The 16,118-nt window shown below is 39.9% G+C and carries 9 protein-coding genes; 8 read left to right on the plus strand and 1 reads right to left on the minus strand.

Features of this window, described 5'->3' with window-relative positions:
* Positions 1-41: 41 nt before the first annotated feature.
* Positions 42-2,900: a choice-of-anchor D domain-containing protein gene (locus tag RI845_RS01010; RefSeq protein WP_348387896.1), complete on the minus strand. Its 2,859-nt coding sequence runs from the start codon at positions 2,898-2,900 to the stop codon at positions 42-44.
* 348 nt (positions 2,901-3,248) lie between these two features.
* On the opposite strand from RI845_RS01010, the gene pdxR reads away from it, so the two are divergent.
* The 8 genes from pdxR (at position 3,249) to RI845_RS01050 (ending at position 16,106) form a co-directional block, all read left to right on the plus strand.
* Positions 3,249-5,060: a MocR-like pyridoxine biosynthesis transcription factor PdxR gene (gene pdxR / locus RI845_RS01015; protein WP_348387897.1), complete on the plus strand. Its 1,812-nt coding sequence runs from the start codon at positions 3,249-3,251 to the stop codon at positions 5,058-5,060.
* A gap of 133 nt (positions 5,061-5,193) precedes the next feature.
* Positions 5,194-6,039, plus strand: a complete 846-nt coding sequence (locus tag RI845_RS01020; RefSeq protein ID WP_348387898.1) for a carbon-nitrogen hydrolase family protein — start codon at positions 5,194-5,196, stop codon at positions 6,037-6,039.
* Positions 6,040-6,161: 122 nt separating this feature from the next.
* Complete coding sequence (locus RI845_RS01025) at positions 6,162-8,639, plus strand: TonB-dependent receptor (RefSeq protein ID WP_348387899.1); 2,478 nt, start codon at positions 6,162-6,164, stop codon at positions 8,637-8,639.
* A gap of 256 nt (positions 8,640-8,895) precedes the next feature.
* Positions 8,896-10,542 carry a tetratricopeptide repeat-containing sulfotransferase family protein gene (locus tag RI845_RS01030; RefSeq protein ID WP_348387900.1) on the plus strand — a complete coding sequence of 549 codons (1,647 nt, stop codon included), beginning with the start codon at positions 8,896-8,898 and terminating at the stop codon, positions 10,540-10,542.
* Between the two features lie 47 nt (positions 10,543-10,589).
* The gene (locus tag RI845_RS01035) at positions 10,590-11,783 is read left to right on the plus strand and encodes an MFS transporter (protein WP_348387901.1); all 1,194 of its coding nucleotides are present in this window, start codon (positions 10,590-10,592) and stop codon (positions 11,781-11,783) included.
* Between the two features lie 132 nt (positions 11,784-11,915).
* Complete coding sequence (locus RI845_RS01040; protein ID WP_348387902.1) at positions 11,916-12,842, plus strand: extracellular catalytic domain type 1 short-chain-length polyhydroxyalkanoate depolymerase; 927 nt, start codon at positions 11,916-11,918, stop codon at positions 12,840-12,842.
* Positions 12,843-13,042: 200 nt separating this feature from the next.
* Complete coding sequence (locus RI845_RS01045) at positions 13,043-15,325, plus strand: TonB-dependent receptor (RefSeq protein ID WP_348387903.1); 2,283 nt, start codon at positions 13,043-13,045, stop codon at positions 15,323-15,325.
* 106 nt (positions 15,326-15,431) lie between these two features.
* Complete coding sequence (locus RI845_RS01050; protein WP_348387904.1) at positions 15,432-16,106, plus strand: response regulator transcription factor; 675 nt, start codon at positions 15,432-15,434, stop codon at positions 16,104-16,106.
* The last annotated feature ends 12 nt before the right edge of the window (positions 16,107-16,118 follow it).

Here is a 16,118-nt window from a genome sequence, read left to right on the forward strand (position 1 = left end):
TTAATAGCAATAATGGCGATTAAGGCGTGATTTGTTGAACGTTAATTAGGTGGGCAAGTATTACTGATATTGGCAAACACATCATTAATCGTGCTCAAGAAACCAATACCACCGCCATCAGTTAACTGAGTGATAATTACCTCTGGCAATATGATGGTTGTATGACCACCATAACCAGACATAATAGGCACCTGTGTACTTGCACCACACGCGCTCATATCACTTGCAGCACCAACATGGTAACGCCAAAAACCATTGTCGTAGTTAAAGTTTGAAAGTTGTGCATACAAGCCTTTACTAGCACCACTTAATACTTCATTTACCATAGTGGCATCTAATAAATTACCCGTTGCGGCATCATCACGAATGTATTTTGATATTTTAACAACATCGTTTAACGTTACTGATAACCCATACCCACCCCATGCATCGAGTGTATCGCTAGTACGTTGGATACCTCTAATGTAATGGCTTAAGCCTATAGCATCATAAATAGGAACCAATATGTCATTAAACGCTTCGGCATTTCCGCCCAATTTATTGTTTGCAAATTTCGCTGCGGCATAGCTGACTAACTCAGTGTCCGTAGTGTGGTATACGTGATAGGTGCCCGGGGCAACTTTATGAGGCCAGCCCGTACAAGAGAAGCTGCCTCTTGCGCTACGAGTAGTAGGGTCAAAGAAGCCATTCACAATGGCAGAGCTACCTTCATCTACTTCATAATTTGCCGAGGTGTAATTGCCGGTTGCCATATCTAAAGCATGTTCAACAGTCACGCCATTCCAACGGCTATCACCAGAACATTCAGGCACTAAGTCGGCAATTAATTGGCTTTTAAATCCTGGATACTGATGTTCCAACGCGGCAACTACCATAAAGGCATGCATCGATTTAGTGAACGAATAAACGCCTATCGTTTTGTCCATACAATATGGATGAGTACCATAACGCGTGGTACAGCCATCTGTGTAACTTACTCCATTTACAAGGACACTGTAGCCATTTAAATCAGCAGCATCGATAGCATAACCATAGTTTGCTAAATCAACTCCCGGATAATCTACCGCCAACTCAGAAAGTGACTTGGTAGGTAGCCAGTTTGCTTCTTCATTATTACGTTCATTAATCACTTGTGCAGAATTAGTAACGGCATGAGCATTATAAGTACCCGATAAATTTCCGTAAAATTCGAATCCGTAAAAGATACAGGTTTCAGCAACGTTTTGAACATGCACATTTGAGATTGAACCGTCATCTTTAAACAAGAAAGTAGCTAAAGCATTATGTTCACAGTTAGTGTTATTTTGCTTGATCGTATAAGGGAATGCAGCGCGGGTATAGCCATTGTCACCAGCTTCGTCCCATACTGCGCCAACACCAGCACTAATTGACCAGGCACCGCTACCAACAAAACCATGTCCTCTGTCTACTGGAATTAATCGATTACCATCTTGCACAAATTCATAATCAAAGCCTGGCCAAGTGGTATAGCCGACAGGCAAGTCTCCAGTTACACCATAGTTTTTGCTAAATACCGGTGTGCCTGATATCACCAAATTACCGTTAAAGGTATTTGCTGTAGCACCAACTTTTGCTTGAGCAAAAGCTGCCGTTGAAAATGTTTGATTGGTATTACTCATTAAATCTGCATAGGTTGCCTCTGCTCGTGGTACACCACCAGAGATAGGTTCAATTGATACATTATCGAAGAAACAATCATCGGAATTAATATTACCTGCCGCGCGAATACGTAATGACAAATTAGTATTATCAAAAGTACCGTTAGACGCCGAAAATGTGTGGGTTGTGCTATCATCCTGGCCATTTTCTAATAAACCAACAGTTACCCAAGCACCAGTGCCTTGAGCTTCTGCAACACAGGTTTCTCCTGATTCTAAAGAGCTGGCAATCATATCTAAGGTAACAACAACATCAACTTCGTTGCTGGTGTCGATACTAACAGTTGCAGAACTGTCTAATGCCAAGTTTAATGCGTTAGAACCACCTTTGCTGACGATACCAAAATCGCCACTGCCAGCAATGGTCCAACCGTCATAACCGCTTTCAAAATCATCTGAAAACAATACGCCACCACCAGTACTTCCACTTGTTCCAGTACCTGATAATGCAACGGTGCTATTTGGTTCATCACTATCATTGGAAGGAATGGTTAAGGTTGCGTTACTGGAGATTTCTGCCGTAGGACTATATTGTACTTCAATAGTACAGTTTGCAGATTCAGCAATGTCGGTATTGGAGCAGCTATCATTTAGCACGCTAAAAGGTGCAGTTAAACTACTAATCGTTCCAATTGATAACGTCGCGTTGCCATCATTAGTAACCGTTATAATTGTTGATGCCGTTGTGTCTACTGTTACATTGCCAAAACTTCCGTTGCCAGTAATGGTAATTTCAGCTTCAGGAGTAACACTTATGGCATTACCACTGAGGGTAATATTGTCAAAATAACAGTAATCTTTAGTGCTATTGTTGGCGGCTCTCATTCGTAATACTAGGTTGGCATTGTCGGTTGCGCCTGCAGGGGACAACGTTTCTGTTGATGAGCTTGTTGTTGTGTTGCCTATCGTCACATAATTGTTGCCGTTATCTACGGAGACTTCTGAAAAACAACTGTCGCCCGATTCAAGGCCGGATGATGAATGATCAACGGCAACGACAATATCTTGCCATCCAACTGTTGATACTGTTTGGGTTATTGTTTTGCTTCTTGATAATCTTGCTTTGCTGCCATTAACCGTTGCTTTTCCTAAGCCTGATTGTGACCAGCCATTAAGGTTTCCGTCATTAAAGTTATCGCTAAACACCACCTCTGCAGAAGCGGTTGTCGAACACGCTGTTAGCAATAATGTTGCGAGCAGCATTTTACTCTTGTTATTCATAATGTTTCCCGTAAATTTGTATTATTATTGGTTATGTAAACAATTGAATTTTAGGCTCTTAAATATCGATTCCATCGAACAGCACATAGCTTCCTTATACTATTTTTTTTATTTTCAACAGAGCAAGCTAAATTGCATGATCAGAAATAAATATAGCTATTTTTCAATGGCTTAGAGTTGTTTCATGATATTTAGCTGCGTTCATCCTATATTGGCTAAATAATAACCAGTAGTTCCAGTACGAGAGTTTAAATGGTGCCAGTTAGATTATTTTGTTTTAATTTTAAATTCTTGCAAGCCACTGATTTTCAATATAAGTTAATTCTAAATTGGCTGAAATTACACGTTATGATAAGTCGTTTAATCCATATAGAACCAAGTAAGAATGACAGTCTACAAAGTCAAATTCGCCAAAAGTTGGTGGAAGGAATTTTGGTAGGCTCATTTGCTGCGGGTACCAAGCTGCCGTCTTCGCGAAAGTTGGCTCAACAGTTGTCGGTTTCAAGAAATACTGTGGTTTTGGTTTATCAGGCCTTACTCGATGAAGGATATATTGAATCGCGGGAGCGAAGCGGTATTTATGTTAGTGAAAATGTCCATCAAGGCCGTGTTGAGACTTTTGAACAGCAAACGAGTTTTAATGCCAAAGCAGGAAATAACCAACATCGCTTTAAAGGTGCATTAGCCGTTACTAATGCTAAGTCTTGTCCGGCAAATTGGCGTAAGTTCCCTTATCCTTTTATTGATGGAAAATATGATAGTTCTCTTTATCCCGTAAAGGAATGGCGAGAAGCCAATAGCAAGGCAAATGCAACCAATGAAATATATCATTGGTCTGAATTATATGGCGATGATGATGACCCAATGTTGCTTGATGAAATCAGAACAAAAATTTTGCCTCGCCGTGGTATTCAAGCAAGCCAAGATGAAATTTTAATAACGGTGGGTACACAACAAGCCTTGCACCTTATTACTCAGTTATTTGTCGATAAAAACACCTCGGTAGCAGTTGAAGAGCCGGGTTATCCTGAAATGCGTGACTTGTTATTGCATCAAGGGGCTAAGCCTACTTATCAACCGATAGACGATAAAGGCATGGTGGTTGATGACAATTTGGATAATTGCGATATTATTTACACTACCCCAAGCCATCAAACCCCTACAAGTATTACGATGTCGATGGCTCGCCGTGATGAGTTACTCAGCAAAGCACAACAACAAGATTTATTGATTATTGAAGACGATTTTGAGTTTGAAAGTAACTTTCTTGGCCAACCACACCCAGCGTTAAGAAGCCTGGATGATGATAACCGCGTGGTGTATGTGTCTTGTTTGTCTAAAGTATTAGCCTCTGGTGTGCAAATTGGCTTTATTGTCGCTGATTCAGCAGTGATAATCGAATTGAAAAAAATACGTAAACTGGTGTTGCGCAACCCGCCACTGAATAATCAACGCGCGGTCGCGTATTTTCTCTCTCTAGGCTATTACGACTCGTATATGATGCATTTGCATAAAGTATTTTTTGAACGTTGGCTGACCTTACGAGAAGCTTTAAATATATATTTACCAAACTGTATAGATACCGGCCCTATTCAGGGGGGAACAGCCTATTGGATCACCGGACCTAAACAACTTGATGGTGAATACCTACGCGAAAAAGCGGCTGAATTAGGTATTTTGATTGAACCGGTAAAGCGGTATTTTTCTTCCTCTAATGCTCCAGACAACTGCTTTAGGATGGGCGTTACAAGTATTCCTAATGATAAAATTCGTGATGGGGTAAGTAAGCTTGCAGAGCTAATTCATCAACTAACAGGCGAATATGAAGAAAAGCTGACTAATGCAAAAGGACGCTTACTCGACCAGGAAGCATTGAAAAAACTGCTGCCTGATTCTGTTTTAGAATGCCAAATGGTTTATGGCGTACCTTGTACAATAGAGCTAAAGGCAAACGGCACAATGCTAGGGCGAACTGGCGGCGAAGATCAAGAGGTTGATAGAGGTCGTTGGTGGATAGAAAATGGCATGTATTATCGTCAGTGGAAACTTTGGGGCTACGGTGAGCTGAAAGGTTTTTATGTGATCATCGATGGTGAACAAATGAAATGGTTTGATCAACATTATCGCTTCGTCCGTGAGTTAGAAATAAAATCGAGTTAATAAGTCCCCCTTCATAAAACTGGTACTATACATTGGTTTGATCTGGTACTAATGTAAAGCCAAAACTCTCTGTAGTTTAAATAAGCAACAATAATAACAATTTTTTTACAAGCTTATTTTTGAGAGTATTTTCATGAGTCATTTTTCCATTGCTGGACTACAACTTTCTTTACCCTGCGGAGATAACCTAGAGGTTATCGGCACAGAAATAGTAAAAACTAAAAAGCGTTTTCCTTGGGTAGACATGATTGTTTTAAGTGAGCTTTGCAGCTTCGGCCCTGAAAAAAAATATGCCCAAACCTTACCTAATGATGCCGAGACATTTTATTGCCAATTAGCTAGAGAGAACAATGTTTGGCTAATACCTGGCAGCTTATACGAGCAAACTTCTGAAGGTATTTATAATACCACGCCAGTTATTAACAATAACGGCGAAGTGGTTACCAGATATCGCAAGATATACCCATTTTATCCTTATGAATCAGATGTTAAAGAGGGAAATGAATTCGTCGTTTTTGATGTGCCGCAAGGGCGTATTGGCGTCGCTATTTGTTATGACTTATGGTTCCCTGAGGTCGCCAGAACGCTAACTTGTGAAGGTGCTGAAGTGTTAATTTATCCAACGCTAACCGGCACTATTGATCGCTCGATTGAGCTTATTATGGCGCAATCCACCGCTGCAACAAATCAATGTTATGTACTTGCTGTTAACGCTGCTGGCGGGCTTGGTAATGGTCAATCTATTGTCGTTGGGCCAGATGGAAAAGTGATTCATCAAGCTGGAGAGAATCCGGAATTATTCCCTGTTGAAATCGACTTCGATCGTGTTCGTCGTGACCGAGAACGGGGATTGCATGGATTAGGTCAGCCATTGAAAAGTTTTCGTGATAATTCTATTGATTATCCAATATATAAAAATAATTCGAATAAAAACAAAGAACTAAACAGTTTGGGTGAATTAATCATTCCAAAATCATAAATATAATAAGTTCTGTAGAGAACTGGACCAATCATACCAGCCAATCTGGTACTACTAGATTGCTACTGACTGGGATAATCTCAAAGCAGGCTAAAAAAACAACAATAATCTGGAGCCATAAAATGAAACGTACAACCTTTAATAAAACTGCATTATCAACGGCTGTTAGTGCCGCACTGGTAATGTCTATGCCTGCGTATAGTGCCGAAGAAGCAGCAAATACTGATGCATCTGAAGACGCGAAAATTGAGCGAATTCAAGTAACCGCAACACACCGTAGTGTTGCGCAAGATGAATTACCATTTAATATTTCATCTGTACTTGGTAGCGATATTGAGGGCAATAACATCTCAGATAGTGCTGAATTATTGCGTACTGTTGCGGGTATCACGTTAATTGACCGAGGTCATCGTAACGGCGGTACCGCAAATAGTATGGTTGTTCGTGGAGTAAACGTAGATAGTGGTATATCTGGTGCAAACGTTGGTCAATCAACTGCGCCAACCGTATCTACTTATGTAGATAATACGCCAATTTTTGCAAACTTCATGTTAAAAGATATTGAGCGAGTTGAAGTACTACGTGGTCCACAGGGTACTTTATATGGCTCTGGTGCTTTGGGTGGTACAGTTCGTTATGTGATGAATAAACCCGATGCAGATCTTACCGAAGGTAGTTTTAAAGTAGATTTGAGCCAGACTGATGGTAGTGATGGTCAAAATATTTCGTTTGATGGCATGTTTAATATGCCGATCACTGATAAATCTGCAGTAAGGGTTGCGGTAGGGCGTGTTGATAACGACGGCTTTATTGATAATCCAAATTTATACCAACTTGATGATGCTGGCATTCCAGTAGTAAAAGCCGATGATGGTTCATGTAAGAGTGTTTCTGATGCTTCCTTAACGCCAGAAGAAGTCGTTTACAACGGTTCTTGTTATGAAAGCAAAGACGATGTTGATACCGTCGAAATTACTTATTTTAAAGTCGCTTTTGGCATGGAAGTTACTGATAATATCGATTTATTACTAACTCATCATAACCAAAGTGATGAAGTTGGAGGTCGTCGTTCGGTAACTGAAGGCTCAGATTACTACGGTAATGAATATGGCGAATATGAAGATGGTATCGCTCTTGGTGAGTCATCTGAAAGAGATGTTGCACTTACCAGCTTAGAAGTAAATTTCGATCTAGGTTTTGCGACACTAACATCTAATACTTCTTTTTATGAGCATGATGGAAATGGCTGGCGCGACAACACTGGCTTGTGGGTAACAGGTCGAGATTGGTACAACGCCTGGTATCGTGGTAATCCTCGTCCTGCATCGCATGTAGAAGCAGGCTTTGATGAAGAAGCAACAGTACAAGAATTTAGACTAGTATCGAATAATGATGGTGATGACAAATTTGATTGGATTATTGGTGCTTACTATATGGACCAAGAACGTCAAACCAACAACTTTAGTCACTTACGCGGTCTAGAAGAATACGGTGAAGCCTGTAATTTACTTCCTGATACTGCTGAGTGTTGGTCATGGTGGGTAGGTGCAGAAACTGACAAAGATTTAACTTACATTCGTGATGAAACCTTTGAAGATAAAGCACTTTATGGTGAATTAACTTATCATGTAACAGACAAGTTTAGTATCACAGGTGGCGCACGTTGGTTTGATAATACCTTAGAAAATGATACTGCAATTGATGCTTATTATGGTCAACCAAGAGTCGTACCTTCAGTACCATTCCCAACACAAGAAGAAGATGATGTTTTATTAAAACTGAACCTTGCGTATAACGTTTCTGATGAAATGATGACTTATGCAACGTACTCAGAAGGTTTCCGTCGCGGTGGTTCAAATGCCATTCCTACTGATGGACCGTTTGAAGAATTAAACCCTGAAACAGTAGAAACCTTTGCCAAAGATACCGTACAAAACTATGAAATTGGTGTTAAAGGTTTTTCAGATAGCATTTCTTACTCAGCTGATATTTACTTAGTGAAATGGGATGACCCACAGTTAAACACTGGTACTGCATGGTGGGGCTTTTTCATGGCACAAAATGGCTCAACAGCTGAAACTAAAGGTTTAGAGTTAGAAGCGAGTATTGCTTTAACCGACAGTTTAAATGCTCGTTTGGGATATGCCTATACTGAAGCAGAATTAACTGGCGATTTAATTCAACCGCAAAGTGAAACATTAATTGCTGAAGATGGTGCTCGATTACCAGGCGTTGCAGAAAATGTATTCTCAATTAACTTAACGCATACAACTGAAATAACCGATGATATTGAAATGATAAGTCGATTAACAGGTTACTATCAATCAGATACTGTAAACCATATTGATGAAGACAGTAGCATTTATGATGAATTTGATTCTTTCTCTATTTGGAATGCCTCTGTACAATTTTTACAAGGTAACTGGGGCTTATCGGTTTATGCGAAAAACCTAACCAACGAAGAAGGTGTTACGGGTAGTTACCCAGACACTTATGTTGGTAAAGATACCAATGTATTTGAAAATTACTACGGTAATACGTCAAAGAACTTTATCGCACAGCCTCGTACTATAGGTGCATCAGTGTCTTACAAGTTTTAATTTGAATTGATCTGTCGAATGAAGCCATACCTAACATGTATGGCTTCTTTTACTTCAGGGACGAAGGAATGCCAACTTAACAGGGATGTTTTAAAGTTGGTTCACTTCAGGGACGAAGGAATGCCAACTTAACAGGGACCGCTCACACGCATCCATGCGTTCGCGGCATATACAACTTCCATGTTGAAAATGTTATAAAGTTGGCTAACTTTTCTAGCAATAAGATAAGTGCTAGCCAGCGATCGGAGGAGGTATTATGATAAATGAAAAAGTAAATTTTATGAATCAAGCAAATCAAACCCAATCCGCCGAAAAGTTACTTAGCCAAGGCTGGAACTGTCTACGTAACCAACGCATTAACGATGCGATTAAAATAAGTCAGCAACTTAATAAATATCATCCTAACAATGCTCAAGCATGGTACTTTACTGCGCAGGTAGCGTTAAAAATAGGTAATATTAGCGCGGCAAAGAAGTGTTTAAATAATGCTTGTAAAATTCAACCAAGCCATGCCAGTTTGAAAATTGCTTTGGCCAATGTATACCTCCGTGAGAATGATTTTGAGCAAATAAAGCTTATTATCAGCAATATAGAAAAATTATCGTTAACGGCAACAGATCATAACCAAGTCGCAATGTTATGTTCTCAATTGAAACTGTCCAACCAAGCGATTGCTCATTATCAAAATGCAATTTCCTTAGAACCACAAAACCATGAGCATCACTACAGTTTGGCTGCTGTTTTACGCCATGCTGGTGAATTACAACAAGCTGAAGAACACTTAACTAAAGCCATCGAATTACAGCCACTTGATATTGATGCACATACGTTAAGAGTCGACTTGAAAAAACAAACTGGTGAGCATAATTATGTTGATTCATTAAATGCATTGTTAACTAAGCAATTGTCAGCTCGTAAACAAGTTCAAGTGCAATTTGCCTTAGCTAAGTCTTATGAAGATATGGGTGAATGCAGCCAAGCGTTCAAACATTTGCAACTTGGCTCTAATTTGCGTCGTAAACATCTTGAATATAATGTTGAAAATGACATTGCAACGATGACACAAATTAGCCAAAGCTTTGATCAAAACTGGTGGCAAAAGTCTTCCAAGCACGTCCAAGAGCCAGATAATACTGACATTGTTCCAATATTTATATTAGGCATGCCGCGCACCGGTTCAACATTAACCGATCAAATTTTGACTGCCGGAGATAATGTTCATAGTGCCGGAGAGTTGAACGACTTTTCAAGGTTGTTAACCGAGCGAGTTAAGGCGACATATACTGGTGAGATTAAAAACAAACTGCAATTTATTGCTGCTGCTGCAGACATTGATTTTGCGAAGTTGGGACAAGACTATTTACGTTCGGTAAAAACACAATTAGCTGATGTTGGTTTAGGGCAAAAGGTGCATTACTTCACCGATAAATTACCGCTTAATTTTCTTTATGTTGGCTTACTGAAAAAAGCATTACCCAATGCCAAAATTATTCATGTCACTCGCGATCCTATGGATACCTGTTACGCAGTATTTAAAACCCTGTTTCAACAGGCGTATCCGTTTTCTTATGATCAAAAAGAGCTGGGTCAATATTTTATCGCTTATCAAAAGCTGATGAAGCATTGGCAACAGTGCGACAGTTTAAATATTCACACCGTAAGTTATGAAGATCTCGTAACCGACACCGAAAAAACTGCCGAGAAGTTGTACCAATTTTGTGGTTTACAATGGCAGTCGGAATTTGCCGATGTGCAAAATAATACAGCCAGTGTAAATACAGCCAGTGCTAGCCAAGTTAGACAAGCCATTTATAAAAGTTCAGTGCAGAAATGGCGCAATTACGAACAGCAATTAGCCCCATTAAAACAAATATTAGAGCAAGCTGATATTCGTTGTGACTAAACAATTTAGCCACAACTCATTTTTTACCAGCGCCCGCGGAGAGCAGTATGACCGAAGAAGTATTAGAAACTAAACAACCCGCTAAAGGATTTTTTAACGTGATGAAAGCAGCACCTAACAGCATGATCGCCAGAATTTTTTTAGCCTTTTTAACCACGGCGGGTATTTTCTATATCAACATTATGCCGGCGGTAGTAAATGGTTTAAAAGAAGGGCTTGGTTTTAGTACCCAGCAAGCGGGTTTTGTAAGCTCTGCCAATTTATACGGCGCCGCAATGGGCGCTTTACTCGCGGTCTTTATCATTAAAAAAATCAACTGGAAGCGATGGAGCTATAGCCTGTTAATTGCGTTAATCGCAATCGATTTATCCTGCTTAGTTATTGAATCGCCTAACTTGATGATAGCTGTTCGCGCATTACATGGCGTAACTGGTGGCTTATTAGTAGGTATAGGTTTTGGTATTATCTCCCGAACGTCGGAAGCTGATAAAACCTTTGGTTATTTATTATTTATTCAATGGGGTTTAGGTGGTTTAGGCATTATGTATTTGCCTGGTCTAGTACCTGAATACGGCACTGGCGCATTGTTTGTATCTCTGGTGGCGTTCACTGTCGTTACTTTATTCATGATGCCGTTTCTTAGTGAATATCCTATCGAAGATAAACCGGTTGAAAAGCAGTTAAACCCATCAGTAAAGCGCTTACCATTAATGTTAACCCTATTCGCTATATTCTTATTTCAAGGAGCAAACATGGGCTTGTTTGCTTACATCATTGGCTTAGGAAAAGTAGAGGGCCTTACCGTTGAATTTATGAGCCCGGTATTAGCCGTGGCAAGTTGGATTGCGTTAATAGGTTCGTTTTTAGTTATCCTGTTGGGCACTAAATTTGGTCGTACTATCCCGGTGTTATCCGCCGTATTAATTACTGCCTTGTGTACCTGGTTATTACACTTTAGTGAAAGTGAAATGGTATATTTACTTACCAATGTATTTATTGGCATCACTTGGGCATTTGTTTTGCCATATTTATTTGGTATTTGTTCTGAACTTGACCAAGCCGGTCAAATGGCTGCTATGGGCGGCTTTGCTTCAAAAATGGGTTTAGCATCAGGACCTATGGTGGCGGCTTTACTATTAGGCGATGATAACTACGCAATGGTGATCAATATATCTGCAATCGCTTTGGTTGCCTGTGCTTTAGTTGCCTTTAAACCTGCAAGACTACTTGATACTAAATAATCCTAGTTCTGGTTAAATACCCCCTTTAGTTCCATTAGCCAATGACTTAGTTTGGCTTATGGAACTAAAGTGCCATTGAAGTATTTGGTACGCCTAGCCATTATTAATGAAAAAATGTAATTGGATTTTTTCATGCCCTTATTCCTTAAGCTTTGTCTATTATCGTCATTATTTTCCCCCTATATAATTGCCAAACAGGCACCTGAGCCATTTGCAAATTTAACTACTTTTGGCAGCAACCCAGGAAATCTTAGCGCAAGTTTTATTACCAGCAGCAAAACGAGTGATAAGTTGGTGGTGTTATTGCATGGCTGCGTTCAAAACGGCGAACAATTTGCAGAGCAGAGCGGCTTTGTAGACTTAGCCGAAAAGCATCAATTTAACCTGCTGATCCCCCAACAAAGTGACCAGAATAATATTCAAGGCTGCTTTAATTGGTTTTCTCCACAGGATCAACAACGTGATAAAGGTGAAGCATTATCATTGAAACAAATGATAGAGACGCTTAAAGAACAAACTCAAGTCACAAAAGTGTATATCGCCGGCCTGTCTGCTGGAGGGGCAATGGCAAGCGCGATGCTAATTAATTATCCCGATTTATTTGATGCAGGTGCGATTATTTCTGGCATTGCCTACCCTTGCGCTGACAATTTAACCAAAGCAATTTCCTGCATGCGAAATGGTCCATCGCAAACCATTGAAGAGCTGGTGCAACAAGCAAAAGCTATTCAGCCTGAGCAAAAAGACTGGCCGCGATTAGTTGTTTTCACTGGTGAGCAAGACAAGGTTGTTGCACCAATAAATGCAGAAAGCATCGCCCAGCAATGGCTGGGTTTAAGTGGAATTTCAACACCCCCACAACAATTTAAACATACAGGCTATCAACAGCAGCAATGGCGAAGCGATAGTGGGCTTTTAGCTGTTGAGATGTTTCTGATTGCTGATATGGGCCATGGTATTGCGATTAATAGCTCAATTGAAAGTGGCGGTTCAGAAGCACCTTTTCTGTTAAATGCACCATTATCTGCGGCCAATGAAATCATCAAATTTTGGTTTTAAAACTAGTTTCCAATAAATAATAATTAGAGGTATTTGTTAAATAAACGTTAAAATTCAATGGTGTAGAGCGTATACTACTATAGTACAAATTATTTTATTTAAAAAGTGCGATAGAGTTTAAACCATAGAAGAAATTAACAAGCCATTAACGTTAACTGGTATCAATTTTTACAATAATAAAATACACAATGGGAATAACTATGGAACACGGCAAACACAAACTCAGCTACATGGCATTGGTTATTGCGACAGCATTAACAACTAATGTCGCTTTTGCACAAGACGATTCACAAGATTCAGATTCTGACGATTCTGGTCTTGAGCATATTGAAGTTACCGCTCGTAAAACGGTAGAGAATTTACAAGAGGTGCCGGTTGCCATAACGTCCATTGGTGCTGAGCAGTTAGCACAAAATGGAGTCAGTGTATTAACTGAACTGCAACAGTTTTCACCAAATACTACGTTACAAAAGAGTCGTGGTACCAACTCAACATTAACGGCTTTTATTCGTGGTGTTGGTCAACAAGATCCATTGTGGGGTTATGAACCAGGCGTAGGAATTTATATTGATGATGTCTATATGGCGCGACCACAAGGTGCGGTATTAGATATTATCGATGTTGAGCGAGTTGAAGTGCTACGCGGTCCTCAAGGTACGCTTTATGGTAAAAATACCATTGGTGGTGCAGTTAAATACATAACCAGAAAAATGACTGGCGATGCAGAATTTAAAGTTCAGGCAACGGTTGGTGATTATTCTCGTCAAGACTTTAAAGTTTCCGGGCAAATTCCATTAATTGATGACAAATTATATTTAGGTTTTGCCGGTGCTAGCTTGCAACGTGATGGTTTTGGCGAATACATTACATCAGACCTAGATGGTCAAGACCGGGAAAACTACAATAAAGACGTTTTCGCTGGTCGCTTAACGCTAGAGTACACGCCAACGGAAGATTTGTTCTTCCGACTCAACTACGATAAAACTGACGATGATTCGAACTCAAAAGGGGGCTATCGTTTAGTACCTAGTTTACTCACTGATGCACCAGTGCCAGATAGTGTTTATGACTCATATACCAGTATGCCAACTTGGAATAAAGTTGAAACGGAAGGGGTTAGTCTTACCGTTTCTTATGACATCAACGATGCTTGGTCAGTAAAGTCGGTAACCGCATCTCGTGAGAGTTATTCACCTACTAATATCGATTTCGACAACACCAGTTTACGCATTTTTGATGTACCTGCGATTTATGATGATGAGCAATTTTCACAAGAGTTCCAGTTAAATTATGCCTCTGATAACCTACAAGTCGTTTCTGGTTTGTATTATTTTGATGGTGAATCTTGTGGCCATTTTGATGCAATACTAGAAGTGTTGGGTAATGCCATTGGCTTACCAGGTTTAACTCGTGAAGTAAGTGGCTGTAACAACAGTGAAACAACAGCAGCTTATGCACAAGGGTCGTATAGCTTTACCGATAAACTGTCGATGACTTTAGGGGCACGGTATACCACCGAAGAAAAAGAAGCCGTGGTAAAAAACGGTCTATTATTCTCTACAGAATATCCTGAGTCTGACTGGGTTCCTGGTTATGTTCGTGACGATGCTGCCATTGATGCTGCAATCCCAACTGTACTCGATGATTCTGAAGAGTGGTCACGATTTACCCCAAGAGTTGGCATTGAGTATCAATACAGTAATGACATGATGCTATTTGCAAGTTATTCACAAGGTTTCAAATCGGGAACGTTTAACCCTAGGGCAACAACTGCTGAGCCTGCAGTAGATCCTGAAATTGTTGATTCTTTTGAACTTGGCATGAAAAGCGAATGGAATAACACGCTCAGAGTAAATGCCACAGTGTTTATGCTTGATCATAAAGATCGCCAATATATCAGTGTTGTACCTAATGATGACCCGGCAGTGCTAGATCAGCGCTTAGGCAATATAGGTGATTCAGAAGCAACGGGTGCTGAACTTGAAATACAGTATGCGGCAACAGATTCATTAAACTTTAATTTATCGGTTGGTGTAATAGATACTGAATTTAACGAAGTGCTGAGTTGGAACGGTAGTGGCTATGATGATATCTCGGATGGCTTTACTGTAACAAACACACCTGAAACAACAGCTAACTTTGCCGTAAATTATAACCTCGATACCGATTTAGGTAGCTTTGTGTTTAACGGTAATTACTACTACCGTGGTGAATATGACTTATCTGAACAAGGTAATTTATTGACTCAAGATGGCTATGGCTTAGTAAACTTAGGCATTAACTGGTACAGCAATGATGGTAACTGGGAAGCTGGTTTACATATGAAAAACGTAACAGATGAAGAGTATTTAGTGGGTACTTATGCCTTTGTAACACCACAGGATGATGGCAGCTATCTACCAGGTTTAGGTGGAGACACTACGTTAATCGGTTACTATGGCGACCCGCAAACTATTGCATTTACGGTAGGCTATCAGTTCTAAATAGCGACATGACAAAGTAGAGAATACTACTTAGCAATAAAGTGCTGGCTAATGTCGGCACTTTTTTTCATAATCAAATAAGCATAATAAAACTAAGAGGTTTCACATGATAGGTGCGCAAGTTGCAATAGCAGACGATCATCCGTTGTTTCGAGCCGCGTTAAAACAAGCCATTTTTGACTGTATCCCCAATGCAGGCATGCTGGAAGCGGATAGTTTCACTGAATTACTTGCCCTAATTGAACAAAACCCCACGCTTGAAGTCATATTTTTAGATTTGCATATGCCTGGCAATGATGGTTTTACAGGCTTGACCCAACTGGTTAATCATTACCCCGATTTGATTGTTATCATGGTTTCATCAGACAGTAATAGTGATAATATGCAAAAGGCAATTAACTTTGGCGCGTCAGCATTTATTCCTAAATCGGCAGATTTAAGCACTATTGCTACGGCTATAGATTGTGTGTTGGATGGTAATGTTTGGTTACCAGACAATAATCAAGAAGGCGTTGATCAACAAGCTGCATTGAACCATCAAAAGCTGGCAAAACAGCTAGCAAGTTTAACACCACAGCAATATAACGTATTGGCACAAATTGCTGATGGCCAACTTAACAAACAAATCGCCTACGATTTAAAAATTCAAGAAACAACGGTTAAGAAACATGTGTCGGCCATTTTAGAAAAATTACAGGTAAACAACCGGACCTTGGCCGGTTTAGCGTATCAAGAGTTAATGCATACTGCTGCAGAGAATGAGGCGATAGTAGAACATTAACCGAGCATTAAT

It is taken from the genome of Thalassotalea nanhaiensis, from assembly GCF_031583575.1.
GTDB lineage: Bacteria > Pseudomonadota > Gammaproteobacteria > Enterobacterales > Alteromonadaceae > Thalassotalea_A > Thalassotalea_A nanhaiensis.

Coding starts and splice junctions, on each gene's coding strand:
- RI845_RS01030 (WP_348387900.1), top strand. CDS start 8,896: ATGATAAATGAAAAAGTAAATTTTATGAATCAAGCAAATCAAACCCAA.
- RI845_RS01050 (WP_348387904.1), top strand. CDS start 15,432: ATGATAGGTGCGCAAGTTGCAATAGCAGACGATCATCCGTTGTTTCGA.
- RI845_RS01025 (WP_348387899.1), top strand. CDS start 6,162: ATGAAACGTACAACCTTTAATAAAACTGCATTATCAACGGCTGTTAGT.
- pdxR (WP_348387897.1), top strand. CDS start 3,249: ATGATAAGTCGTTTAATCCATATAGAACCAAGTAAGAATGACAGTCTA.
- RI845_RS01040 (WP_348387902.1), top strand. CDS start 11,916: ATGCCCTTATTCCTTAAGCTTTGTCTATTATCGTCATTATTTTCCCCC.
- RI845_RS01045 (WP_348387903.1), top strand. CDS start 13,043: ATGGAACACGGCAAACACAAACTCAGCTACATGGCATTGGTTATTGCG.
- RI845_RS01035 (WP_348387901.1), top strand. CDS start 10,590: ATGACCGAAGAAGTATTAGAAACTAAACAACCCGCTAAAGGATTTTTT.
- RI845_RS01010 (WP_348387896.1), bottom strand. CDS start 2,900: ATGAATAACAAGAGTAAAATGCTGCTCGCAACATTATTGCTAACAGCG.
- RI845_RS01020 (WP_348387898.1), top strand. CDS start 5,194: ATGAGTCATTTTTCCATTGCTGGACTACAACTTTCTTTACCCTGCGGA.